This window comes from Mycobacterium sp. TH-M116 (assembly GCF_057473685.1).
The window spans coordinates 1-1,813 of sequence record NZ_JBYCLC010000399.1; the positions used below are offsets into that span (position 1 = coordinate 1).

Consider the following 1,813-nt stretch of genomic DNA (forward strand, 5'->3'; position numbering starts at 1 on the left):
TCGGCGGTGATGCCTTCGCCACCGACGACCGACAGACCGCGATATTCGAAATCACTGCAGGACAAGCCGTGGCCGAACGCGAACATCGAGGTTTGGCCCGTCCGGGCGCGGCAGTCCAGCGCTGGCCACCCGCGGTCCGCGGCGGAGCCCGTCGAGCAGGTACACCGCCGGTGAATTCGCTCCGCTGCTTGGGAACTGGGCTTTGATGTCGCGCCCCATCGACGGTGCGGGCGCTTGCAGATACTCGACCGGCAAACCCTGTCGAGACAAGACCCACCCGGTCGCCGGCCGGTGAATGCGACGTCACCGTCGAGGGGGTCAACGTCAGCGAGGCCAACATCGGCCACGCCCGCGCGGCCGTCGCGGCGGCCGAGCGCCACCGGCGGGTGCACTTCCAGCTCGGTGACGCCGAAGATCTTCGATTGCGCGACAACGCATTCGACGGGCCGGTCTGCGAATGTCCGCTGTGCATGTTGCCGGACGAAGACGCCGCCCGCCGGTTCCCGCGCATCCTGCGCCCGGGCGGCCTGGCCGGAATCACCGATGTCACCATCACCGACGCGGGCCTACCGGCCGAGCTGACCGCACCGGCGGCGCGGGTCGCCTGCATCGCTGATACCCGGTCGGTCCCCGCATACACCGAGACCCTCGCCGGCGCGGGACCGCACGTACGACACACACCCAGGCTCACGACGACGGCCCGCTGACGATCATCGAACGCACCGACGCCCGGATCGCCGCGCTGCGCATCGCAGCGCCACGAATTCTCGCCGACAACGGTATTCAACCCGCTACCGTGCTCGCATACACCCGGTTGGCGACCGATGCCCTCAACGCGGGCCGCATCGGATACACCCTGATGATCGCGGAGGAAACATGACACACCCCCCGATGGGCCGTAAACCTCTCGCCGCACGCATTCAGCCGGCGTATCGCCGGATGACGGACACACTGAACGATCTGGGCTGGCTGCCGAACGTGGTGCTGCGGCTCACCGTCGGGTTCATGTTCTTCAGCGGCGCCGTGGGCAAACTCGGTGATCTCGGGAAGTTCACGGCCATGTTTGCCGGCCTGGGCATTCCCGCCGCGCAGGTGCTCGCCCCGTTTACGGCTGTGGTGGAACTCGTCGGCGGCGCGGCGTTGATGCTGGGCCTTGGCACCCGGCTGGTGTCATTGGTACTTGCCGGGGATATGGTCGGCGCGCTGATCACCGACATCGGTCCGAGCCTGGTGCAGAAGTATCCGGATCTGTGGCATTTCCTCAGCAATGTGTTTTATTCCCCGGAGTGGCTGCTGATAGGGCTGCTGGCGTGGCTGCTGTGTGTCGGAGCCGGCAAGGCCAGCGTGGACGCGGTCGTAGGTCGACGTTCGGCGGCGCTGACCACCCGGGGATGAGCGAGCATGGACCCACCGCTTGCACGCCGCCGGGGGCAGCGCCGGTACGGTCGGCGACCTCAGCCCGCACCTCAGGGACGACGGCCCGGCGGGACAATCCGGGTTCGCCGTAGCGCGCCACAAAGCAGTTCTCCGCCGAAAACCGCAGCGGTGTGGCCGGCGCGGCGATGACGACGTCGACGACCTCGGTGCTCGTCGTCGGTCATCCGGGCCTCGACCTCGCGCGCCCACAGGGCCGGGCCGCTCACCGCGCGCCCTGGGTGGCGTAGACGACCCGCAGCACGTGCCCCGCCTCAGGCCCCATCACCAGTTCGGCCAGCGCGCAGCTGGTCGCGACGAACTCCGGACCGTGCGGCGGCTGCGCCCGGCACAGGTGGTGGGCCACCTCGTGGAGCACCACCAGCTCGCGCAGCGCCCA

2 protein-coding genes and 2 pseudogenes are annotated in these 1,813 nt (G+C 68.9%); 2 read left to right on the forward strand and 2 right to left on the reverse strand.

Features of this window, described 5'->3' with window-relative positions; genetic code table 11:
- Positions 1 to 141: 141 nt before the first annotated feature.
- A pseudogene (locus tag AC2VOK_RS20630) lies at positions 142 to 267 on the reverse strand (diacylglycerol acyltransferase/mycolyltransferase Ag85A); the annotation flags it as partial.
- Between AC2VOK_RS20630 and AC2VOK_RS20635 the strand changes: the two are divergent.
- Complete coding sequence (locus tag AC2VOK_RS20635) at positions 225 to 707, forward strand: methyltransferase domain-containing protein (RefSeq protein ID WP_428902103.1); 483 nt, start codon at positions 225 to 227, stop codon at positions 705 to 707. The pseudogene AC2VOK_RS20630 and the gene AC2VOK_RS20635 sit on opposite strands and share 43 nt — an antisense overlap.
- Before the next feature lie 232 nt (positions 708 to 939).
- On the forward strand, positions 940 to 1,395 hold the full coding sequence (locus tag AC2VOK_RS20640) for a DoxX family protein (RefSeq protein ID WP_428902104.1): 456 nt from the start codon (positions 940 to 942) through the stop codon (positions 1,393 to 1,395).
- Positions 1,396 to 1,639: 244 nt separating this feature from the next.
- Here the strand turns inward: AC2VOK_RS20640 and AC2VOK_RS20645 are convergent.
- Positions 1,640 to 1,813: pseudogene (locus AC2VOK_RS20645) on the reverse strand (TIGR04338 family metallohydrolase); the annotation flags it as partial.